The organism is Streptomyces sp. NPDC002144, from assembly GCF_053593695.1.
This window is the reverse complement of the sequence record NZ_JBSFDB010000047.1, coordinates 25,048-43,094: the sequence shown is the minus strand read 5'-3', so window position 1 is coordinate 43,094 and position 18,047 is coordinate 25,048. Positions and strand designations below refer to the sequence as shown.

At 68.3% G+C, this 18,047-nt stretch carries 15 protein-coding genes and 1 pseudogene; 12 read left to right on the top strand and 4 right to left on the bottom strand.

Features of this window, described 5'->3' with window-relative positions:
• The first annotated feature begins 30 nt into the window (after positions 1-30).
• A complete protein-coding gene (locus ACWCQ1_RS41925) occupies positions 31-1,119 on the top strand; it encodes a transposase (RefSeq protein WP_451028840.1) in 1,089 nt (362 codons plus the stop codon).
• 128 nt (positions 1,120-1,247) lie between these two features.
• Here ACWCQ1_RS41925 and ACWCQ1_RS41920 read toward each other — a convergent pair whose 3' ends face one another.
• Both ACWCQ1_RS41920 and ACWCQ1_RS41915 read right to left on the bottom strand, forming a co-directional pair.
• Positions 1,248-2,756, bottom strand: a complete 1,509-nt coding sequence (locus ACWCQ1_RS41920) for an MFS transporter (protein WP_451028839.1) — start codon at positions 2,754-2,756, stop codon at positions 1,248-1,250.
• A gap of 153 nt (positions 2,757-2,909) precedes the next feature.
• Positions 2,910-4,121, bottom strand: coding sequence for an oxygenase MpaB family protein (locus ACWCQ1_RS41915; RefSeq protein ID WP_451028838.1), 1,212 nt, complete (start codon positions 4,119-4,121; stop codon positions 2,910-2,912).
• Between the two features lie 324 nt (positions 4,122-4,445).
• Between ACWCQ1_RS41915 and ACWCQ1_RS41910 the strand changes: the two genes are divergently transcribed.
• The 3 genes from ACWCQ1_RS41910 (at position 4,446) to ACWCQ1_RS41900 (ending at position 8,045) form a co-directional block, all read left to right on the top strand.
• The gene (locus tag ACWCQ1_RS41910; RefSeq protein ID WP_451028837.1) at positions 4,446-5,051 is read left to right on the top strand and encodes a TetR/AcrR family transcriptional regulator; all 606 of its coding nucleotides are present in this window, start codon (positions 4,446-4,448) and stop codon (positions 5,049-5,051) included.
• A 296-nt stretch (positions 5,052-5,347) separates the two neighbouring features.
• Complete coding sequence (locus ACWCQ1_RS41905) at positions 5,348-7,780, top strand: SpoIIE family protein phosphatase (protein WP_451028836.1); 2,433 nt, start codon at positions 5,348-5,350, stop codon at positions 7,778-7,780.
• Between the two features lie 76 nt (positions 7,781-7,856).
• Positions 7,857-8,045: a hypothetical protein gene (locus tag ACWCQ1_RS41900; RefSeq protein WP_451028835.1), complete on the top strand. Its 189-nt coding sequence runs from the start codon at positions 7,857-7,859 to the stop codon at positions 8,043-8,045.
• 223 nt (positions 8,046-8,268) lie between these two features.
• Here ACWCQ1_RS41900 and ACWCQ1_RS41895 read toward each other — a convergent pair whose 3' ends face one another.
• A complete protein-coding gene (locus tag ACWCQ1_RS41895; RefSeq protein ID WP_451028834.1) occupies positions 8,269-8,733 on the bottom strand; it encodes a MarR family winged helix-turn-helix transcriptional regulator in 465 nt (154 codons plus the stop codon).
• A gap of 306 nt (positions 8,734-9,039) precedes the next feature.
• On the opposite strand from ACWCQ1_RS41895, the gene ACWCQ1_RS41890 reads away from it, so the two are divergent.
• The gene (locus ACWCQ1_RS41890) at positions 9,040-9,663 is read left to right on the top strand and encodes a cysteine hydrolase family protein (RefSeq protein ID WP_451028833.1); all 624 of its coding nucleotides are present in this window, start codon (positions 9,040-9,042) and stop codon (positions 9,661-9,663) included.
• Positions 9,664-9,745: 82 nt separating this feature from the next.
• On the top strand, positions 9,746-10,543 hold the full coding sequence (locus ACWCQ1_RS41885; protein WP_451028832.1) for a p-hydroxycinnamoyl CoA hydratase/lyase: 798 nt from the start codon (positions 9,746-9,748) through the stop codon (positions 10,541-10,543).
• Between the two features lie 356 nt (positions 10,544-10,899).
• Here the strand turns inward: ACWCQ1_RS41885 and ACWCQ1_RS41880 are convergent, their stop codons facing one another.
• The gene (locus ACWCQ1_RS41880) at positions 10,900-11,958 is read right to left on the bottom strand and encodes a GlxA family transcriptional regulator (protein WP_451028831.1); all 1,059 of its coding nucleotides are present in this window, start codon (positions 11,956-11,958) and stop codon (positions 10,900-10,902) included.
• 550 nt (positions 11,959-12,508) lie between these two features.
• Between ACWCQ1_RS41880 and ACWCQ1_RS41875 the strand changes: the two genes are divergently transcribed.
• From ACWCQ1_RS41875 to ACWCQ1_RS41850, 6 genes and pseudogenes are all read left to right on the top strand, one after another.
• Positions 12,509-13,027: a DUF1097 domain-containing protein gene (locus ACWCQ1_RS41875; protein ID WP_451028830.1), complete on the top strand. Its 519-nt coding sequence runs from the start codon at positions 12,509-12,511 to the stop codon at positions 13,025-13,027.
• The gene (nthB, locus tag ACWCQ1_RS41870; RefSeq protein WP_451028829.1) at positions 13,024-13,776 is read left to right on the top strand and encodes a nitrile hydratase subunit beta; all 753 of its coding nucleotides are present in this window, start codon (positions 13,024-13,026) and stop codon (positions 13,774-13,776) included. Before ACWCQ1_RS41875 ends, nthB begins: the two co-directional genes overlap by 4 nt.
• Positions 13,773-14,396 carry a nitrile hydratase subunit alpha gene (gene nthA, locus ACWCQ1_RS41865; RefSeq protein WP_451028828.1) on the top strand — a complete coding sequence of 208 codons (624 nt, stop codon included), beginning with the start codon at positions 13,773-13,775 and terminating at the stop codon, positions 14,394-14,396. Before nthB ends, nthA begins: the two co-directional genes overlap by 4 nt.
• Positions 14,397-14,443: 47 nt before the next feature.
• The gene (locus ACWCQ1_RS41860) at positions 14,444-14,752 is read left to right on the top strand and encodes a nitrile hydratase accessory protein (RefSeq protein WP_451028827.1); all 309 of its coding nucleotides are present in this window, start codon (positions 14,444-14,446) and stop codon (positions 14,750-14,752) included.
• Between the two features lie 144 nt (positions 14,753-14,896).
• Positions 14,897-16,000, top strand: coding sequence for a HoxN/HupN/NixA family nickel/cobalt transporter (locus tag ACWCQ1_RS41855; protein ID WP_451028826.1), 1,104 nt, complete (start codon positions 14,897-14,899; stop codon positions 15,998-16,000).
• 259 nt (positions 16,001-16,259) lie between these two features.
• Positions 16,260-17,697 (top strand): annotated as a pseudogene (locus tag ACWCQ1_RS41850) (NF041680 family putative transposase).
• Positions 17,698-18,047 lie beyond the last annotated feature (350 nt).

The window sequence follows — 18,047 nt, the reverse complement described above, 5'->3', positions numbered from 1 at the left end:
GCGGATCTTGTTCGTTGATGATCATGTCGCATGGGGCGTGGGGATCTGACGAATGGCCAGTGGGCCCGACTTGAGCCGTTGTTGCCTCGAGGCATCAAGTCGGGCCGTCCGCCGGTATGGACGCGGCGGCAGTCGATAGACGGCATACGGTGGCGGACGCGAACCGGTGCCCCCTGGCGTGACGTGCCGGAACGCTACGGGCCGTGGGAGCGGTCCTATGACCTGTTCCGGCGCTGGCAGCGCGATGGCACCTGGGCCCGGGTCGTCACTCAGCTGCAGGCCGAGGCCGATGCCAAGGGCCTGATCACCTGGACCGTGAAACGTACGTCGCCCGCCGCGCCAGCTAGGGCAAAGGCCCCCGCGATGCACAACGGTGCCTCAAGCGCAACATCTGCAGCCAGGTCTTCAATATTCTCGAACGAACGTACCGGTCGAATGCGGAAGAACTCCTTCAAGTGGCTTGGCACACAGAGCAACTTCGGAGGTGACTCAGGGCTGGACGGAGTTCCCTCGGTCGTAGGCGGCGAGGCCCGGCCGGTAGGACTTGTCGTCGAGGAACTGCTCCAGGCCGGCCTTGCGGCCGCTCTCGCGGTCGAGGAACTGCGACGGCTCCAGCTTGGCGTAGAGATAGTCGTCGGCCAGTTCCCAGGGCGTCAGGCGGGACTTGCGGAAACCGATTGCACGCCATCACCCCCCTGCCCGTGCCCGCGCTGCGCGCGCTGGCACGGGCGGGTTTCAGGCTGCCGCCCGCGCTCGCCAACAACGGGTGGCGAGAGCCACGCGCGCCTCCGCCGGCTGGTCACGCGTTTCTTCAACGCCGACTGCATGGCCGCGGCCGTACCGCTGGTCGAGCGGACGGCGCGCGAGATGCTGACCGGCCTGCGAGAGCGCTATGAGTCAGGTCGACCTCGCCGCCCATACGCGCGGCTCCTGCCCTGCCGGGTGATGATGCGGCTCCTCGGTATCACGAACGTGCCCGACACCGTGCTGGTCGATTTGGAGCGACGCGGCACTGGAGCTGATCTACGGCCGGCCACCGGCCGACCGGCAGGCCCAGCCCTGACCGCGCGCCACCACGACGAGCTCATTCCCTCGCCGGAGGCGGCGCCCCCTCCGTGACGCACATCTGCTCGCGGAACGAGGTCGCACCGACCCGGTACATCGGGTCGGTGCGCCCCTGGACACCGTTGGAGTTTCCGGCTGTCACCCGGTATGGACGTAGGGACACGGCGGCCCTTGTCCGGGTCTCACATGTGGACGACTGGTGCGGCGTCGGGGTCCTGCTCAGGTACTCCGCGCCGGTAGAGGACGATGCTGACAACCAGGCCGACGGCGAAGAAGGCCGCGGACCACCAGTAGGCGGTGGAGTAACCCTCCAGGCTGGCTTGGGCGAGAACGGCGGGGTCCTTGGGGTTTCGGCCGTCGAGGTAGGTGGTGACGGCGCTGGTGGAGAGGGTGTTGAGCAGGGCGGTGCCGAGGGAGCCGCCGACCTGCTGCATGGTGTTGACGGCCGCGGAGGCGACGCCGGCGTCGTGTGCGTCCACGCCGGCGGTGGCCAGGCTCATGGCGGGGGCCATCACCAGGCCGAGGCCGAGGCCCGCGACGACCAGCGGCGGCATGATGTCCGTGGCGTAGCTGCTGCTCAGGTCGAGGCCGGTCAGCCAGACCATGCCGGAGGCGGCCAGCCCCATGCCCAGGGGCACGATCACCTTCGGCCCGATGCGGGGGATCAGCATGGTGGTGGCGAGGGTGGAGGCGAGCATGAGGCCGGCGACCATGGGCAGGAAGGCAAGCCCGGTCTTGATGGGGGTGTAGCCCAGGTTCTGCTGGAGGAAGTAGGTGAGGAAGAGGAAGACACCGAACATGCCGGCGCCGGTGATCAGGACGGAGATGAAGGACGCGCCGCGGTTGCGGTCGAGCAGGACGCGCAGGGGCAGCAGGGGGTGCGTGGTGCGGGTCTGCCACCAGGTGAACACGGCGAGCAGCAGGGTCCCGGCGACCAGGAAGCCCCAGGTGGCCGGCGAACTCCAGTCGTGGGACTCGGCGTTGGAGAAGCCGTAGACGAGGCTGAACAGGCCGCCACCGACGAGGATCGCGCCGGGGATGTCGATGGTGGCGGTCTTGTCGCGAGTGGTGCGCTGGAGCAGGAGGGCGCCGCCCACGAAGGCCACGACGGCGAAGGCGAGGTTGACGTAGAGGGTCCAGCGCCAGTCGAGGTACTCGGTGAGCACGCCGCCGAGGAGGAGTCCGATGGCACCGCCGGCACCGGCGATGGCGCCGTACACACCGAAGGCCTTGGCGCGTTCCTTGGCATCGGTGAACGTCGTGGTCAGCAGGGACAGAGCGGCCGGTGCGAGCAGCGCGCCGAACAGACCCTGCGCGGCACGCGCGACGATGAGCATGTCGAAGCCGGTTGCCGCGCCGCCTAGGGCGGAGGCTCCGGCGAAGCCGACCAGGCCGACGAGGAAGGTCATCTTGCGGCCGAACAGGTCGGCTATACGGCCGCCGAGCAGCAGCAGACTGCCGAAGGCGAGGGCGTAGGCGGTGACGACCCACTGCCGGTCGCCGTCGGAGAAGCCCAGGTCCTTCTGGGCGGAGGGCAGGGCGATGTTCACGATGGTCGCGTCCAGGACGACCATCAGCTGGGCCACGCCGATGACGGCGAGGATCCACCAGCGGTGGCGAGGCGGTGCATCACGAGTCGGGAGGGCGGACACGGTGGCCGTGTGCGCTGCGTCCACGAGGGGTTCGGGCATGACGAGAACTCCAGACGAGTGGAACAGATCAAGAGGGTTTGGTGGTGCGGTGCGGGACGGCTGCGTCGTTGGAGCTCGTCACACGATCCGGCCGGCCTCCGGGCGCCGACGGTGACCGGTCGGCGACGGGAGGTGGCGCGGGGGAGGGGAGGATCAGGCCGCCCGGAACTCCGGGCGGTCGGCCGCCGTATGACGACGGCAGGAAAAGCCACAGGAACGCGTGGCTGCCCACGGTTGCTGACCTGACTCCTCCAGCAGTCGGCGTCGGGCTTCCCAGGCCGAGCCGGAGGAGTAGGTCTGCCAGTACCGCGCCTGGCGGTTGAGGTGGCTGATCAGCGGCATGAGGTCGGTCGCGGCGGAGGCGCCAGGGATGCCCTGGCGGTCTTCTCCCCACTGGTCCCCGAAGGACTGCCGTAGCACGCTGACGATGAGCTGGCGCAGTTGCTCCTCGGACAGGACGGCACCGGGCGCGCCGGCCATCGCGTGGGACTGCGCGTCGATCATGGCGGCCGTCAGAGCCGTCGAGTGTTCGTCGCATCCCGCCGTCGTCGCGTCCAGGAGGCCTCGCAGACGGCGCGCGCCGTCGTGGTCCACCAGGCCGTTGCTCAGGCTTTCGTCGAGCCCCAACAGATGGGCGACGTACGACCAGTACTGGTAGAGGGAGCGCTCTTCGTCAGAGCTGATGTCGATACCGACGGTTGCCAGGGACTCGAACGCGACGAGGGTGAAGCCGAGCCAGGTGCGGACCATGTCGAGATGGCCGACCGGCAGGCCCCGCACGCCCCTGTTCCAGTCCGCGAGAGCCGTGGCCCTCATCCGGGCATGCACCAGCCTGGCCTCGACGGTGGCCACGTAACCGGGGCCTCCGCGCAACAGCCCTCCCGGCTGGATGGTCCGCCGCGCCCACATCCCGGTCTCCGCGAGTCGTACTGCCACATCCGCAGGCCCGCCTGTGCCGGTCAGTGCTCGTGCCACGGCCGGAGACCGGTAGATGTAGGCGAGCGCACTGGTGATCGAGCAGAGTTCGAACCACATGGGGGGTACGGACAGGCTGACTGCATCGCCCCTGTGGAGCATCAGGGGGTCGACATGGGAAGGCGTGGCCTCCAGCTGCTTGAGCAGCGCGGCGATGGCTATGGGGGGCCGTGGGCCGAGAGCCGTAAGGCCGCGCCTGAGCCCGGTAGCGAGGGCGTGCCGAGCTGGGGTGCCATACCGGTCCAGTTCGACGACGGCAGCGTCGGCGAGGGGGTCCCCGACGGTGAGCAGGGCCGCCACGCGGTCGACGTCGACACCGTGGCGATGGCGCTCCGCGTCCAGGTCGACCAGGCGTTGGGACGTCCTGCCAGGTTTGTGGTTCGCGGTCATGGGGGCCTCTCGCTTTCGAGCAGGTGCGGCGGTCCGGGCCGCCAGGTGCAGGGGGAGGAGATGCTCGTGCGCCGATCGGCGCCTGTCCTGGGCAAGCGGCTTTCCGGGCCGCCGCCAGACGTCACCGGCATGGTCTGACACTTGTCAGATTAGCCTGGTTCTGACAGGTGTCAAGTAAACTGCTCGGGACATGAGGTGGCCGCAGGCTTCGTCCGCCCCGCCGCGTGCTTCGCAGGCACGAGGAGAACAGTCCTGGAGGTAACGGTGAGAGCAGGGGCCGAATCAGCTCGACGGCCGGGGCGCCCCGGCGCGGACACGCCCGCGATGCCGGGCGAGGCGAGCGTCTTGCAGCGCGGGCTTGAGGCCTTCGCGGAGCTGGGCTACGAGCGTGCTTCCGCCCGGGAACTGGCCCGTCGCCTGGGCGTCAGCCACAACTTCATCAATGACCGGTACGGATCCAAGGCGGCGTTCTGGCGTGCTGTGGTGGATCACGCACTGGGTGCGTATCTGGTGAGCCTGCCCCGGGTCAGTGCCTCGCTCGACGACGCCGAGCAGTTGCGGCAGACCATCACGGGCTTCTACCAGGCCGCGATCGACGCGCCGCTGGTGGGACTGATCTTCGTCAACGAGTTCTCGCTGGAGAGCGAGCGGCTGGACTACCTGTACGAGCACTACATCGTTCCGATCCTGCAGCTCATGATGCCGAACATCGAGCGACTCGTCGCTGCTGGACGTATGGCGCCGATTTCGATGGATGTGCTGTTCTTTACAGTCGTCCCTCCCGTATCGGGAATGGTGGAAGTGCCGCTGGCGCGGCGCCTGGGCAGGCCCGAGCCTGCTTCGCCGGAACAGCTCACGAACACGGCGCGGTCACTGGCGGCCATCGTGGTCGGCGGACTGCTTGCGACAGGTGCGGCGAATGGCCGCTGAGGCCGGGCCCGCAGTCGGGGCGGCAGGCGACGATGGGTGCTCCCCGCGGTACGGGGAACCCGGCGCGCCTCTTGGGCCAGGGCACCGGTGTACGGGACGGCATGCCGCGCCTTGCGACGTACGACAGCCGTGGGCGGTATGGGTACAGACCAAGTGGTCAGGGGTTCCTGGCTGCCCCCAGTCCCCAGGTGCCTTCGGGGCGGGCGTAGCACTATGGACGTATCCGGTCAGGCCAACACCCAAGGCGGCGTCGGCAGGCAGAAGTCCCCGGAAACCCCGGCGGAAGCGAGACAGCGATGGAGCAGCGACGGGTACCCGGCGCCGAGCGGCCGATCCCATCCAACCGCGTATCGGCTGACGATGGCGCGGCCCGTGCTGTCGTCGATCAGAGGGGCATCGTGACAGGCTGGAGTGAGGGCGCCCGGCGGTTGCTGGGCTACCCACCGGCCGAGATCGTCGGCATGGCCGCCGCCTGCCTTCTGGACCAGGATCTCTCCTCCGAGACGCTGCGTGAGATCCAGGCTCTCCAGAGGTGGAGCGGCCGGGCACGGCTGCGGCACCGGGACGGGCACGGGGTGGAGGTCGGCCTTCTCACCCATCGCCGGACCGGGACGGACAAGGGCCCGGACTGGTTCGTGGTCTCCTCCCTCGCCGGGACGGCTACACCGGAGGACGAACCGCTCTCGACGTGGATCTTCGATCAGTCGCCCTGCTGCTCGATGGGTCTGTTCGACCTGCATCTGCGCCTGCGCCGGGTCAACAGCTACGCCGAGAGGGCCCTGGGTCTCACCGAGGCCGAGATGCGCGGGCTACGGCTCTCGGAGTTCGACCTCCACCCGGACCTCGAACGGGCGGAGCGGGCCATGGAACGAGCGTTGGGGACAGACGAGCCGCAGTATCTGGAGACCTACTCGCAGGCCCCCGGTGAGAGCCGTGAGCATGCTTGGTCCACCATCACGTTCCCCGTGCGGGACGGGAACGGCGCCGCATGCGGTGTGGGGGTGATCAGCCACGACATGACCGAGCAGTACTGGGCGCGCAAGCGACTGCAACTGCTCAACGACGCCAGCGTCCGCATCGGCAGCAGCCTGGACGTGGCCCGCACGGCCCAGGAACTGGCGGCCGTGGCCGTCCCGGAGTTCGCCGACCTCGCCACCGTCGACCTGCTCCCCGACTTGGCCTCGGCCGCCGAGACTGCTCGGCCGAGCGCGGTCCGTCTGCGTCGAGTGGCCCACCAGGCAGTACTTCCGGACGTTCTGGTGGCCGTACCCCTTGGTGAAGTGGAGATCTACCGTCCAGACTCCCTGACGGCCAAGTGCCTGGCCACCGGCCGGGCCGTACTTCGCGCAGTGTACGACCCCTCTGACGCCGACTGGCCCGTAGGGCACTCGCGCCGGGATGCCGAGGCCTGCGCGTCCGGAGTCCACTCCCTCATGGCCGTTCCCCTTCGTGCTCGCGACAGCACCTTCGGCATCGCCGTCTTCATCCGCCACCGGCGGCCGGAGGCCTTCACCGAGGACGACCTGCTGCTGGCCGAGGAGATCACGAGCCGGGCCGCCGTGTTCATAGACAACGCCCGCCGGTACACCCACGAGCGCGACACCGCGGCGACGCTGCAGACGACCCTGCTCCCACAGCGGCTCCCGCGGCAGGCCGCCGTGGAGGTTGCGTTCCGGTACCTGCCCGCCGGGGCGCTCACCGGAGTGGGGGGCGACTGGTTCGACCTCATCCAGCTGTCCAGCGCGCGGGTCGCGCTCGTCGTCGGTGACGTGGTCGGGCACGGGATCCACGCGGCTGCCACCATGGGACGGCTGCGCACCGCCGTCCGTACCCTTGCCGACGTCGACCTTCCGCCCGAGGAACTGCTCACCCGCCTTGACGATCTGGTCGTCCGGCTGGCGGAGGAAGCGGATACCGACAGCGCGTCGTCTACGAACCAGGCCGCCGAGACCGCCGGAGGGCTCGGCGCCACCTGTCTGTACGTCGTATACGATCCGGTTTCGCAAACGTGCACACTGGCCAGCGCGGGCCACCCCATGCCGGCTGTTGTCACTCCTGATGGCACCGTGGACATCCTGGACGCGCCAGTCGGCCCCCCGTTGGGCTTGGGCGGTCTGCCATTCGAAGCCATCAGGGTCACGCTGCCGGAGGGCAGTGTCCTGGCCCTCTACACCGACGGGCTGATCGGATCTCGTCACGAGGACATCGACCAGGGGCAGGCGCGGCTGCGCAAGGCGCTGACCCGGCCTGTCGACGACCTGGAGGAACTCTGTGAAACGGTGGTCGGGGCACTTCCACCCGAGCACCGTCTTGACGACATCGCCTTGCTCGTCGCCCGGACACATGGGCTCGATGCCCGGCAGGTTGCCTCCTGGGAGCTGGCCGCCGACCCCGCTGTCGTGGCCGAGGCCCGCAGGCTCGTGGCCGCCCAGCTCATGGCATGGGGCCTGGACGAGGCATCCTTCGTCACTGAACTGCTGGTCAGCGAACTGGTCACCAATGCCATCCGCCACGCCGTCCCGCCCATCCGGCTACGGCTGATTCACGACCGCCACCTCATCTGCGAGGTCTCCGACGCCAGCCACACCGCCCCCCACCTGCGCCGGGCCCGCACCTATGACGAAGGCGGCCGCGGCCTGCTGCTGGTGGCCCAGCTTACCCGCGGCTGGGGCGCCCGCTACTCCGACACCGGCAAGACCATCTGGGCCGAACAGGCTCTGGCTGTGTGACTTCTGCTGCTGGTGCGTCAGTTCCTCGTCGGGGCCCGAAGCTGGAACCGTTGCGCTGTCTGATGGCGAACGGGCGGTGTTGGAGCGGTGGACGTGGCGGGCGTCGTCGGCCCAGGCGCTTGCCCTGCGCGCGCGGATCGTGCTGGCGTGCGCGGGCCCGGAGATCCCGCCGATCGTCGCGGTCGCCCGAGAGTTGCGGGTGGCCGCCGACACCGTCCGCAAGTGGCGGCGCCGGTTCCTGGCGGAGCGGCTCGCCTGGCGTTGACGACGTCCACTGCCGCGGGCCGGTTCAGGGTGATGATGGGCGATCGCGCTTTCCCTGCAGAAGATCAGGGGGGGTATTACCTGAGCGGCACTCATCCGACTTCCTTGGGTGACGCTGACTCGGGATATGTGTGCGACGGGCTACCGGAACGGCGGGCCCGCAGCCAAGTCCCGACCGGACAGCGTCTCTGGCCCGCGTCCTGGTCGAAGAAGGACATCAGGACTCACTGGCGCCCGACGCTGTTCGAGAGCGAGCCGGCGCTCGCCCTCCGCTCGGGGGCGCGGTCTTGCGTCAGCGCGTCGGAACACTTCCGGAGCAGCCTGGCCAGGGTCTGCTGTTCATGCCCGCTCAGCTCGGTGAACATCAACTGCTCGACCTCGTCGGCGCGCTCCTCGCACTGACGCAGGCATTCTTGTCCGTGCTCCGTCAGGAAGATCCGACGTTGCTTCCGGTGATGAGGCGACGCCTCCCGCCGGATCAGTCCCTTGCGTTCCAGGGCGCCCACCATCTCGTTCATGGCTTGCGCCGAAATGAAGGACATGCGGGCGAGCTCGGCCGATGTGGTTCCCGGCCTCACTAGCAGCGAGCTGAGCGCGGCGTATTGCGGTGTCGTGAGGCCCACCTCGCTCGTCGCTTGATCCAGGTGGGAGCGCACCGCGAGTTCCAGCCGCTTGACCAGATAGGTCACGCGGGGACGTACCGCCTTCGGCGCCTCAGTGGGAGAATCCATGGTTGACATAATATCAGGATCCTTGATACAGGTTGAGTGTCAAGGATCCTGATACGGGAGTCCGGAGAGCCGTGAGCAGTCACTGAACCGGGGCTTCCGTCTCGGCAAGATTGCAAGCGGCCGACGGTTGATGCGTCATGTCCGGCCGTGGATGTCCGCGACTCTGATCAGTGCCCAGAGCGCCGCGGCCGAATGCGCCGGGTTGTCAGCCTCGGTCCTGTAGCTGTTTCGCCCCAGCTCGTTTCGACAGCAACGGAGTTCTCCATGACCGGTACCCCTGAAACCCCGCTGATGCTGGACCCCGGCACGACGGCGATCCTCAACATCCACCATCAGAGGGACATCCTGTCGACCGACGTACCCGCCGGCGTCTTCTTCGGGAAGGCGGCCAACCGCCAGCAGTTCGTCAAGAACACGGCACGCGTGCTGGACCTTGCACGAGAGCACGGGGCGATGGTCGCCTACGTCCGGGCCGCCTTCCGGCCCGGACACCCCGAGCTGATCCCCAACTCCCCGATGTTCCAGGCATTGCGTGCTGCCAGGGCCCTGCAGGAGGGTACGCCCGGTGCCGAGATCATTCCCGACCTCGCCCCGCAGGCGGAGGAGCCGGTCGTCACGCACACGCGTCTGTCGGGATTCCAGGGCACCGCACTCGACCTGATGCTCCGTGCGCGGGGCATCGTCAACGTCGTCGTGACGGGTGTGGCCACCAACCTGGCCGTCGAGAGCACCGCACGTGACGCGGTCGAGCGGGGCTACCGGACCGTGCTCGTGGCGGACGCCTGCGCCGCCGTCGCCGCGGCGCACAACGCGACGCTGGCCACGTTCCAGTTGCTGGGCTGGACGCTGAACTCGACCGACCTCGCTGCCGCCTTCGACCGTGACTGACCAGACCAACAGAGGAGTCCGAGCCATGACTGCAGAACTGACCGACACCACTCAGGACCTCCCGGGCGGTGACACCGTGCGTGTGGAGATCGACGACAACAGCATCGGCTGGGTGTACTTCAATCGTCCTGACAAGCGCAACGCCATGAACCCCGCGCTCAACGTCGAGATGTTCGACGTGCTCGACGCCCTCGAGGCGGATGACCGGGTCAAGGTGGTCGTCCTGACTGGCACGGGAGACGCCTGGTCGGCCGGCATGGACCTCAAGGAGTACTTCCGGGAAACCGACGGCAAGCCGCGATGGGTGCAGAACCGTGTCCGGCGCCAAGGCACCAACTGGCAGCACCACAAGCTCATCAGCTACCCCAAGCCCACCATCGCCATGGTGAACGGATGGTGCTTCGGCGGTGCCTTCGTCCCTTTGGTGTCATGCGACCTCGCGATCGCCTCCGTCGACGCTCAGTTCGGCCTGTCCGAAGTGAACTGGGGCGTCACCCCGGGCAACCTGGTCACGCGGGCGTTGGCCGAAGTGATCCCGACGCGTGACGCGATGTACTACATCATGACGGGTGAGCCGTTCGACGGCCGGAAGGCCGAGCAACTGCGATTGGTCAACGAAGCCGTTCCGGCGGACCAACTGCGGGCGCGGACCATCGAACTGGCCGGCAGGCTCAGCAGCCTCAGCCAGTGGGTTGTACGCGGCGCCAAGGTTGGCTTCCGGCACGCGCGACTCATGTCGTGGGAGGCCGCGGAGGACTTCCTCTACGCGAAGCACGATCAGGCGATCCTCTACGACGAGCAGGCCCGCACCAAGGGCATGCAGGGATTCCTGGACGACAAGGCGTACCGCCCGGGGCTGGGGACCTACGAGCGCGAGTAAGCCGTGTCATGGAGTACCACCCGCTTGGTATTTGGTGCTCACATGTCACGTGCGAGCCGGTCGCGTCGAGTGGACCGCCTCGCCGGTCCCGGCCGGATCCGCCGGGACGACAAGACCGTCCGCCATGCCTGCCTGGCCCTGGCCCGTCACGGACTCGTCGCGCCGGAGGGTGGCGCGCGGGACGGTGACAAGACGACCCCGTCACCGACCTCACCGCACTCGGCCTGGTCCCCCCTTCAGGGAGGAAGCTCGATGACCTGGCTGGACCCACCGGCCGACACGTGGTTCGGCCCGGAGAAGCCTGCGCGTCGAGCGGATACGCGACGGCGACGAACGGACCCCCGGGATCCGATGTCTTAACCGGACTCCGGCTCCGGAGCGTCGATCCCGGTGGTACGGAACCGGCTGCGATAGCTGCCCGGGGAGACCCCGAGGTTGCGGCGGAAGATCCGTCTCATCGTCTCCGGGGAGCCGAAGCCGGCACGCTGTGCGACGGACTCCTGGCTCTCATCACCAGTCACCAGGAGAAGCTTGGCCGCCTCCAGCCGGGCCTGCTCCACGTAGCGGGCCGGGGTCATGCCCACCTCGTCACGGAACATCCGCGCCAGGTGGCGTTCACTCACGGCGGCGCGAGCGGCCATCGCGGTAGTCGAGTGGTCCGCGGCGGGTTCGAGGACCACCGCGTCCAGGACCTGGCGCAGACCGCGCGTCGTGGGCGCGCCTGTCTGCGACCAGACGCTGAACTGGGCCTGGCCGCCCGGACGTTGCAGAAAGACGACCATCCACCGGGCGACCCTGCGCGCGACATCGGTGCCGTAGTCGTTCTCGACGATGGCCAGGGCCAGGTCGGTGCCCGCGCTGATGCCGGCGCCGGTGACGAAGGGGCCGTCCTGGACGAAGAGCGCGTCCGGATCGACCTTGACGCGGAGGTACACCAGGGCGAGCCGCGCGCAGTGTGCCCAGTGGGTCGTCGCCCGGCGTCCGTCGAGCAGTCCGAGGGCGGCCAGCACGAATGCTCCCGTACAGACGGAGGCGATCCGTGACGCCCGCGGCGCCAGCTCGCGGACCGCCGCCAGGGCCTCGGGGACCGTGTCCGGGGTCAGCTCCTCCGGTATGTCGTGCGTGCCCGGGGCGAAGGTGAAGTCGGCCGGCACGCCTCCCGGCACCAGGAGGGTGTCGATGGAGTCGGGAGCGTCGGCCAGCGGCATGTCCGCACTCAGCCGGGTGAAAGCGGTCGTCCCGACCGGCTGCCCCGTGGGTGAGACCAGCAGCACGCGGTAGCGGGCCCCGAAGTCGTTGGCCCGGGCGAAGATCTCCAGCGGCGCCGCCACGTCCTGCAGCGTCACCTTGTCGTACAGCACGAAGACCATCGTGCGCTCGGTACCGCTGTCCGCGGCCGCGATGCTCCGGTTCATGGTGGGGCCTCCTCCCGGGGAGTGCGGGGCTTCCCCTCGTGTCCGTAATCGTGGCTGGTATGTCCGTTGCGGCCCTTGGCCCCCGTCCATCCGGGCGAGAAGGTGGAACCGAGCAATCGCCCCGGTAATCCGGGATCCGAATTGAAGGAATATTAACCCGGTCAGGTCCTGACTGGTCCAGCATTCAGATCGATTTCGCAGCCATTCATGGCCTCACTAAGGGGCTTGGGTGGCTTTTCTTGTGTTTAGAGTGCGGGGCTGCGAACGTCAACTCAGGAAATCATTTGTTCAGTCATGGTTAATGCGCCTGAAACGAAGTGGCCGGAATCTGTTGGTGTCTCACCGCGCCATGCCGACACAATCGGTACCGAAGGTATCCGCAGGTCCAGGGCCCTGCCAGGAGCTATGCGGCAACAGACGCCGAAGCAGCATGAATATCCACGGCAGAGTCGAAACTCTCGAATTATCTGGGCCAGTCTCTGCCTGCCTGTGTTCGGGGCAACTAATTCCGCCGACCCTGAGAACTCGGCGCCAGAGGAGTGTATTGGCCATGCGCCAGCTAGATGCTTTGTCAATCAGCATCGGTGTACTCGGAGGAGTCGCCACGCTGATGACCGCAACCGTCCTCACCATTCCGGTCTGGGTCATCTTCATCGCCTGGGCCTCTTTCTTCATCCTTGGAGCCGGCACCGACGGCATGCTGAGGTCGATCGCCTCCAACCTCACCGGCATCGTCATCGCCTCGTCGACCCTGCTGGTCATCCATGGGCTGGGCGGTGGCACCGCCGTCGCTGCCGTCGCCGTGGGTGTCGGCAGCGCAGCCATGGTGCAGGCGTCGAAGATTCCCCTTCTCTCGAAGATCCCAGCCATCGTGTGGGGCTTCGCCTCCACGGTGGGCACAGTGTCCGCCACCGGCCACGGCATCACCACCGCATCCCTCAACAACCCGGCGCTCGTCGCGGCGCTGGCCATGGTCCTGGGCGCGGTGTTCGGCATCGCCTCGGAGTACTGGGGAGCCGCGATGACCACACGCCGGGCTGCCGAAGCGGCCCCGGAAGGACAGTCGTGAAACTACAGCACCACCTGGGGGGCCTGGAGAACCTCGGCCCCGTCACCTACGAACCCCGCGTCTTCGTCGAGGACTGGGAGCAGCGCATCTTCGGCATCCATGTCGCGATGATGGGTCTGAGTGCCCACCTCGGCGACGCAGTGCCGCAGTACCCGATCGACGACGTGCCCACCGCCTTCTCCTCCGTCTGGACCTGGGCGGACCTGCGCAAGGGAGCCGAGGCGATGCACCCCTTCGCCTACTTCCAGTACCGCTACTACGAGAAGTGGCTCGGCGGCATCAGCGGGTTCTTCGTCTCCCAGGGCTACATCACCGAGGCGGAGCTGGAGGCGAAGGCCGCGGAGTACCTTCAGGATCTGGGACGCGGACTTCCCGAGGGCGGGGATGAACGCATCGACGACCAGGTCATCCACTACCTGCGCAAGGGCGACTCCCCCCGCCAGGGTCCGGCCGAGTCCCCGGCTTTCATCGTCGGCGACCGGGTGACCGTCAAGGACGTACCGCCCACCGAACACACCCGGCTGCCGGGCAACCTACGCGGCCGCACCGGCACCGTGGAGCGCGTCTTCGAAGGCAACTACGGCTACTTCTGTTCCACCGGCCCCGACGGCATCGGAGAGCCCATGCCCGTCTACGCCGTCCGCTTCGAACCCACCGACGTCTGGGGAGAACTCGCCGAACCCGGCGCCGTGCTCTGCGGCGAGCTCTACCAGGCCTACCTCACCCCCGCTACGGAGGAACAGAAGTGACCGTACAGTTCGGTTACCCCGAGGACCGCGAAGCCACCAGCGCCGCCCGCGTGCGGGCGCTGGAAGCCCTGCTCATCGAGAAGGGGGTGATCACCGACGCCACCGTCGACAAGGTGCTCGGCTACTTCGAGACCGACATGACGCCCCTCAACGGGGCCAAGATCGTCGCCCGTGCCTGGACCGACCCGGAGTTCGCCGAACGGCTCGTCAAGGACACGCCGGCCGCCGTCGCGGAACTCGACCTCCCCGTCGGCATGGACGGTGCCGAAGGCGAGCACCTGCAGGCCGTGGCCAACACCCCCGGCGTGCACAACCTGGTGATCTGCACCCTGTGTTCGTGCTTCCCCTGGCCCGTGCTCGGCCTGCCGCCGTACTGGTACAAGGACCCGACCTTCCGCGCCCGCGCGGCCCGGGAGCCGCGTGTGGTGCTCAAGGAGATGGGTCTCGACCTCGACTCGTCCGTCGAACTGCGGGTGTGGGACAGCAGCGGTCATTCGCGCTGGTTCGTCGTTCCTCAGCGGCCCGCGGGAACCGACGGCATGACCGAGGCGGAACTCGCTGCCCTGGTCACCACCGAATCGATGATCGGCATCGCCGAGGTCCCCGCACCCGCCGCCTGAGCCGCAGCCCCGCACCGCAGAAACCACCACCAGAGAAGGGGGATCCCATGGAGGCCGTCGCCACCACCGCACCCCTGCACGAAAGCTGCGTCACCGACACGAACGCACCCTCCTTCGACGCAGATTGGCAGCGCCGGGCGTTCGGCGTCGCCGTGGCTCTGTCGGAGTTCGGCCACTACCCCTGGGACGCGTTCCAGCAAGAACTCATCGCCGGCATCGGCAGATGGGAGTCCGCCCCCGCGGCCGAGCAGGGCAGCTGGCAGTACTACGAGCACTGGCTCGCCGCGCTGGAACGTGTACTGGTCGATCACGGTCTGCTCGCCGAGGAGGAGGTGTGTGCCCTGCGCGGGGCGTGACCCGCTCCAAGGCCCACACCACCAGGACGTCCGCCCCGTCCGCCAGGGCCACACCCGCGAGTGGCTCTGCCGGCGGGTGCGGCCCGTCCTCCCGCTGCTGACCGACGGCACCACACGCTGGTGCCCCTGCCAAGGATGTGATGTATGACCACGACGACCATCACCGCCGGCCGATGGACCCGCGCCGAACAGCTGCGCATCACGGGCATCGTCGGCGTCATCGCCGCCCTGCACGTCATCGGATGGAGCCTGTACCTCTTCTACGCCAGCAGCCCGGCCGGAGCCGGGGCCTTCGCCGGAGCAGGAACCCTCGCCTACACCCTCGGGATGCGGCACGCCTTCGACGCCGACCACATCGCCGCCATCGACGACACCACCCGGCTGATGATGCAAAGCGGGCGCAGACCCGTCGGCGTGGGCTTCTTCTTCGCCATGGGTCACTCCACCGTGGTCCTGATCCTCGCCCTCGTCGTCGCGCTCGCCGCGGGCGCCGCCGGGTCGGGGATCGGCACTTTCCGCCACGTCGGCGGCCTGGTCTCGCAGATCGTCGCCATGGTGTTTCTGCTGCTCGTCGCCGTACTCAACCTCATGGTGCTGACCGGCATCGTCGGCCTGTGGCGGCGTATGACGCAGGGCCGGCTTGACCAGGGCGAGCTCGAGCAGCAGTTGCTCAACCGGGGCCTGATGAACCGCATTCTCGGCCGTCGCGCCCGGGGGCTGATCCGTTCGTCCTGGCACATGTACCCGGTCGGCATCCTCTTCGGCCTCGGCCTGGAAACCGCCAGCGAGATCACCCTGCTCGCCCTGTCCGCCAGTGCGGCCACCCACGGCTCCGGCCTGCCGACGCTCGCCGTCCTCTCCCTCCCGCTGCTCTTCGCCGCGGGAATGAGCGCCTTCGACACCGCCGACAGCATGCTGATGACACGTCTGTACTCGTGGGCGTACCGCAGCCCCGCCCGCAGGCTCTACTACAACATCGCCACGACCGGCATGACCGTGGCCGTGGCCGCGTTCATCGCCAGTGTCTACGTCGCGGGGCTCGTCTCCGACGCCACCGGAGCCGGGGGGCTCCTTGCCGCCTACGCCTCCCTCGCCGACCACTTCGAACTGCTCGGCTACATCGTCGTCGCCGTCTTCGCGGTCTCCTGGCTCTCCGCCGCCGCTATCTGGCGCTACCGCGGATTCGCCGAGAGGTACGGCGCCCGGCAGGATGCGGTGCGGGCCGATGAGACAGCCCAACGGTCCTGAGCGGTAAGTCAGCGCGCAACACGGCCAATTCTGGCCCCTATTGCGACCCGCGGTGCCCGGTTGCCCCGCCGGTCCACCAGTCACGGAACGTCACAGATCACTGGTTCTGACACAGCTTCTAAACTTGTTCTTTTTCTTCCGGCCTCGAACGGTGTCTCGAACTGAGTCGCTCGCCTGGGGATTCGCCGGATGTGGGGGCGGCCTTCGTCTGATCATGTGCTCCGACCAAGGTGCACTGACCAAGACGAAGGCCGTGAGGGTGAGTTTGCTGCCTGATGCTGTCCGGAGGGAAGCGTCCGCGGAGGCGTCACGCTTCCGGGGCGAGTTCTACGAGTGTCTGACCGCTCGGCGCGACGAGTTGTTCGAGCTGATGGACGCGGTGTTGTGTGCGGACGGTGCGGTGAAGTCCCCGGTGGATCTGACGCTGCTGCCCGAGCATCGTCGTGGGCACGGAGCGATGTACGGCGGCCTGAACCACGGCCGGATCGACGTCGGTCGGCTGCGGGCGGCGCTGGCCGGCCTGTCACTGCCGCGTTTCGACGGCGGGCGCCTGGTCCTGGCGGTCGATGTCTCGCCATGGCTGCGTTCGGACGCGCCGTGCTCAGCGGAGCGGCTGTTCTGCCACGTCTACGGCCGTGCAAAGACGGCGTCGCAGTTCATTCCGGGCTGGCCCTACTCCTTCGTCGCCGTGCTGGAGCCGGGCGCCACGTACTGGACCGCGGTTTTGGACGCGATCCGGCTGGGACCGGTGGACGACGCGACCGCGGTCACCGCCGCCCAGCTACGGGGAGTCGTGGAGCGGCTCATCACCGCGGGCCAGTGGCAGGCCGGGGACCCGCATATCGTGATCGTCAGCGACGCCGGGTATGACGTCACCCGCCTGGCGTGGGTCCTGCGTGACCTACCCGTCGAGCTGGTCGGCAGGGTCCGGTCCGACCGCGTCATGCGGCTGCCGAAGCCGCCCCGCCAGCCAGGGACGAACGGCCGACCGCCCAAGCACGGCCCCGAGTTCCGCTTCAACAAGCCGGAGACCTGGCCCGAGCCCGCTATCACCACGGTCACCGACACCACCAACTACGGCAAGGCCGAAACGCAGGCATGGGACCGGGTCCATCCCCGGCTCACCCACCGCTCGGCCTGGCTCGACCACCACGGCGAACTCCCCTTGGTCGAGGGCACGTTGATCCGTCTGAAAGTCGAGCACCTGTCGAAGGACCGGGACGCTCCGCCAGTGTGACTGTGGTCCTCGAAGACCGGCGCCACCCCGCACGATCCGTTTCTGGCAGGCATTTCTCCGTCGCTTCGATCTGGAGCACACCTTCCGCTTCGCGAAGCAGACCCTCGGCTGGACCACCCCGAAGCTCCGTACTCCCGAGGCGGCGGACCGCTGGACCTGGATCCTGATCGTCGCTCACACCCAGCTCCGGCTCGTCCGACCGCTCGCCACGGACCTCCGCCGGCCCTGGGAGAAACCCACCGCCTCGGACCGGCTCAGCCCGGCCCGGGTCCGCCGGGGGTTCAGGAACATCCGCGCTCACCTCGCCTGCCCGGCCCACGTTCCCAAACCCCGCGGCGCCGGCCCCGGACGCCCGCCCGGCGCCAAGGACAGACACCGGGCACCCCGCTACGACGTCGGCAAAACCGTCAAACGCCCCGAGACCCTCAAGGCCATCGGCAAGCCCGGAAGATCTTGGTAGATAAAGAACAAGCTAAGCCGGGAACTGTCTGGCACCAAGCCGCCGGCGTGGCCGCTTCGAGCCGCAACCCTGAGAGTTCCGCTGCGTACGCTGCCCGCCCGAGGACGGTCCGGCACCGCACGGCGAGGGCCCGCTACCGGTGCGCCGCAGCGGGCCCTCTGAGGGTCGCAGAAGACCGCGGGGGACGGACATCAACTGCGTTGCTTGTACAACGCGAGCAGGCCCTGCGAGGTCACGCTCACCAGCGCAGGCCCAACTCATCCAGAGCCTCACGACGTTCCGGACTACACGGCGGCGTACGCAGCCGTCGGGCGCTCCGTGAGAGCCCGGATAGCGTCATCTTCACGTGC

Coding starts and splice junctions, on each gene's coding strand:
- ACWCQ1_RS41925 (WP_451028840.1), top strand. CDS start 31: ATGGGGCGTGGGGATCTGACGAATGGCCAGTGGGCCCGACTTGAGCCG.
- ACWCQ1_RS41920 (WP_451028839.1), bottom strand. CDS start 2,756: ATGCCCGAACCCCTCGTGGACGCAGCGCACACGGCCACCGTGTCCGCC.
- ACWCQ1_RS41915 (WP_451028838.1), bottom strand. CDS start 4,121: ATGACCGCGAACCACAAACCTGGCAGGACGTCCCAACGCCTGGTCGAC.
- ACWCQ1_RS41910 (WP_451028837.1), top strand. CDS start 4,446: ATGCCGGGCGAGGCGAGCGTCTTGCAGCGCGGGCTTGAGGCCTTCGCG.
- ACWCQ1_RS41905 (WP_451028836.1), top strand. CDS start 5,348: ATGGAGCAGCGACGGGTACCCGGCGCCGAGCGGCCGATCCCATCCAAC.
- ACWCQ1_RS41890 (WP_451028833.1), top strand. CDS start 9,040: ATGACCGGTACCCCTGAAACCCCGCTGATGCTGGACCCCGGCACGACG.
- ACWCQ1_RS41880 (WP_451028831.1), bottom strand. CDS start 11,958: ATGAACCGGAGCATCGCGGCCGCGGACAGCGGTACCGAGCGCACGATG.
- ACWCQ1_RS41875 (WP_451028830.1), top strand. CDS start 12,509: ATGCGCCAGCTAGATGCTTTGTCAATCAGCATCGGTGTACTCGGAGGA.
- ACWCQ1_RS41860 (WP_451028827.1), top strand. CDS start 14,444: ATGGAGGCCGTCGCCACCACCGCACCCCTGCACGAAAGCTGCGTCACC.
- ACWCQ1_RS41855 (WP_451028826.1), top strand. CDS start 14,897: ATGACCACGACGACCATCACCGCCGGCCGATGGACCCGCGCCGAACAG.